The organism is Allocoprococcus similis (assembly GCF_054660775.1).
The window spans coordinates 1-3,890 of record NZ_BAAHSG010000057.1; the positions used below are offsets into that span (position 1 = coordinate 1).

At 35.4% G+C, this 3,890-nt stretch carries 3 protein-coding genes; all 3 read right to left on the reverse strand.

Going from position 1 to position 3,890, the window contains the following annotated elements; translation table 11 throughout:
- On the reverse strand, window positions 1–830 hold an 830-nt coding region (locus tag ACYQ5K_RS16840; RefSeq protein ID WP_459778064.1), incomplete at its 3' end, for an acyltransferase family protein.
- A 103-nt stretch (window positions 831–933) separates the two neighbouring features.
- Window positions 934–1,872: a glycosyltransferase family 2 protein gene (locus ACYQ5K_RS16845; protein ID WP_459778065.1), complete on the reverse strand. Its 939-nt coding sequence runs from the start codon at window positions 1,870–1,872 to the stop codon at window positions 934–936.
- Between the two features lie 28 nt (window positions 1,873–1,900).
- A complete protein-coding gene (locus ACYQ5K_RS16850) occupies window positions 1,901–3,856 on the reverse strand; it encodes a polysaccharide biosynthesis protein (RefSeq protein WP_459778066.1) in 1,956 nt (651 codons plus the stop codon).
- Between the last annotated feature and the right edge of the window lie 34 nt (window positions 3,857–3,890).

Below are 3,890 nucleotides of genomic sequence, written 5' to 3' on the forward strand. Positions count from 1 at the left end.
ATTATAGGTTTCATTATTCTCCCTAATTTATTGCAGATTAATACGCTAAATTCTATTGTCATCATTGTTCCTGCAATAGCTGTCAAATAACATATAGGAAATAAATTATATCTTCTCATAGCTAATTCCAAATATGTCCAATTATTATAATCTGGAAAAGTAATATACAAAATACTAATCCATACAATCCCCCATGTGAAAGTTTTTTTGAAAGCTTGCTCTTCGACTTTCATTTTTTTTAGCTTATATCCAAAATAAAAAAAGGGCATAACAGCTAACGCTATATCCAATGAAAACGGAAGCCATTGTATGCTTCCAAAAAAAATTCCTATCGTACAGCTAATAATTGAAATGACTCCCAATTGTTTTTCCTCAAAGCACAAATGGAGATAATCAAATATTGTTCTCCCAATAAATAACACGAAGAAAAACCACGGTATTCCAATTCCTCTCACTTTGAATCCATTAAACTCTACTTCTGCACCACTCGCAAAAAGCAAACAATACATCTCTTGTTTCCAATAATTTAAATCAAATATTAAATTAACATTTCTTCTACACTCAATTATGATTACCAAAGCGAAAACACATATCGCAGGCATGACTAAATGCTTTAAAGCATGAATTGTTTTTTTTCTATATTGTTCTATGTTTTCAGAACATTTAAAAGTCATACAACTCAATATGAAAAACAACGGCATATGAAAAGAGAAAATCATTCCTCTCAAGCTACTTCCATATTTTCCATTGTTTACTGTATGACCAATTATTACTAATATAATTCCTATACCTTTTGCACAATCAACCCATTCTATTCTTCTTTTTCCCATAATCTCCAAAAGATATTTTAATATCTTTTCTCCTCTCTGCAAAAAGGTTATCTATATGTCATGATTTAAACAGCTTTAATCACTTCAATAGATAACCCATTAGTCACTCACTTTCTCTCACAATATAAATAGGTCTCTTTTTCGTTTCCAAATATGTCTTTGACAAATATAATCCCATAATTCCAAGACACAATAACTGGATTCCACCCAAAAAGAATATTATTGTTACTAATGATGGCCATCCGGCAACAGGATCCCCAAATGCCAATGCTCTAATAATGATCACAAGCATTGACACAAAAGAAACTCCACAAAATACAATTCCAAACACGGACGCAACTGCCAGCGGTGCTGTAGAATACGCCAATATTCCTTCGATTGAATATAAAAACAATTTCCAGAAAGACCATTTTGTCTCTCCTGCACTTCTTTCCACATTTTCAAAAGCAATCCACTTTGTATGAAACCCTACCCAACTGTAAATTCCTTTTGTAAAACGGTTATATTCTGCATCTCTCAAAATAGCATCCACCATTTTTCGTTTCATTAATCGAAAATCTCTTGCACCATCTACAATTTCTGTTGATGACATTTTATTAATGATCTTATAAAACATTCTCGCAAAGAAAGATCTGATAGGCGGTTCCCCTGCCCGGTTAACTCTCCGGGTTGCAACACAATCATAATCTTCTTTATTTTCTGATTCTTTAATTGTTTTCCACATTTCCGGCAGTAATGACGGCGGATCCTGCAGATCCACATCCAATGTTGCAACATAATCTCCTGTTGAAAGCTGTAATCCAGCATATAATGCAGATTCTTTTCCAAAGTTTCTTGAAAACGAAACGTAATGAACTCTTTCATCCTTCGCCCGCAGATCTTTGAAGCACTGCAATGTTCCATCTTTACTTCCATCGTCTACAAAACAAAACTCAAATTCAAACTCATCTTTCAACTGTTCTATTACTTTCAAAGCTTCTCTATAAAAAATAGGAATTGCTTCTTCTTCATTGTAACAAGGTACTACCAATGACATTTTCATAATTTTGTTCTCCAAACTACTATTGTTGTTAAATAGTTGTATGCTCTTTTTCTACGCTTGGCCCTTCATGACTGATTCTTCCCAGACTCACTAGTTCTTGAAAAGCCTCACTATCTCTCTTCTTGTCTTCCGGTCTGATATGATACGTTGAAATAATTCCAGCAACTTTTTCTTTAATATCCGGACTTTCTTCCATCGCCGCTTTTTCAAGCTCTCTTAACTGGCTTAAGAAATGTACCTCATCAAACTCCAATGGTTTCCCAATAAAGATCAAGTCATTCGCTGTTTTTTGAAGTCCTTCTTCTTTTGTCAGCAATTCTTCATACAACTTTTCACCCGGTCTTAAACCAGTATATTTAATTTCCATATTCACACCAAGTGTATAGCCGGAAAGCCGGATCAAATTCTTTGCAAGATCGGCAATCTTTACCGGTTCTCCCATATCCAACACAAAGATTTCTCCACCATGTGCGTAGGCTCCTGCTTGTAACACCAGTGATACAGCTTCAGGAATCGTCATAAAATAACGAATAATATCTGGATGTGTAACCGTAACTGGTCCACCTGCTTCCATCTGCTTCTTGAAAAGTGGTATTACACTACCATTACTTCCAAGTACATTTCCAAATCGTACAATTACATATTCTGTTCTGGAATACTTACTAAATGTCTGCACGATCATCTCACACATACGCTTTGAAGCTCCCATGATATTAGTAGGGTTTACAGCCTTGTCAGTAGAAATAAGTACGAATTTCTTTACTCCATACTTGTCCGCTGCTCTTGCAGTCTTGTATGTTCCAAACACATTATTTTTAATCGCCTCATTCGGACTGTCTTCCATAAGCGGTACATGCTTATGGGCCGCTGCATGAAATACAACTTCCGGGCGATAATATTCCATTACACTTTCAATTCGACTCGTATTACGGACAGATCCAATTAATACTTCCAACTTCAGATTTGGATATTTTCGGATCAGTTCCTGCTGAATCTCATATGCATTATTCTCATAAATATCAAATATAATCAGAAGCTTCGGATTATGCGCAGCAATCTGACGGCAAAGCTCACTGCCTATTGATCCCCCTCCACCAGTAACCAGTACTCGTTTATTACTTACATACTGTCCAACACTTTCCATATCAATGTTTATTGCATCTCTGCCAAGTAGATCCTCAATCGATACTTCTCTCAGATTTGATACTCCAACTTCATCATTGATAAGCTGATACATGCCCGGTAAAATTTTAAGTTTACAATCTGTAAGATTACAAATTCTTAAGATATCACGGGTAGCCTTATTTCCTGCTGACGGAATTGCAAGGATAATTTCTTCTGCATCATATTTTTTTGCTGCTTCCTGAATCATATCTCTTCCACCGATAATCCGAATTCCATGAATATATTTTCCCTTTTTCGACGGATTATCGTCAATAACACATACAACCTTTTGATTCAGATACTTACTGCTTTTCAGTTCTTTAATGATCATATTTCCCGCTTCACCAGCTCCGATTACGATCGTATTACGGGAATGCTTCGCTGATTTTTTGATTCCATTCTGCATCGTGTGCAAAATCCGATATGAAAAACGAGTGATCAACGTAGTAATACTAAGCAAAATAAAGTAGAAGAAATAATAACTTCTTGGAATCGGCAAATATAATAAACTGAATCCAAAAGCCTGAAATGCTGTCGAAAGCATTGCGGCACACACAATCAATAGCATCTCATATAAACTGGCATAAGACCAGACACGATTATACAGATTCAACAGTAAAAAGATAATTACCGTCGTAATCACATTTATAATCATGTAGTGTTCTACACTGCTCATGTACTCCTCTGGTACCCAGATGTTATCCAATTTAAAGCGCAATATAATCGCTAAATAAGAATCCAAAACCACAGTAAGCATGTCCACGATAAACAAAGCAATCATTCTGCTTCTGGAATTTTGAAGTCCCCATCCTTTTTTCATATCTAACCTCCATTTTTATAATATAAATTTCAAA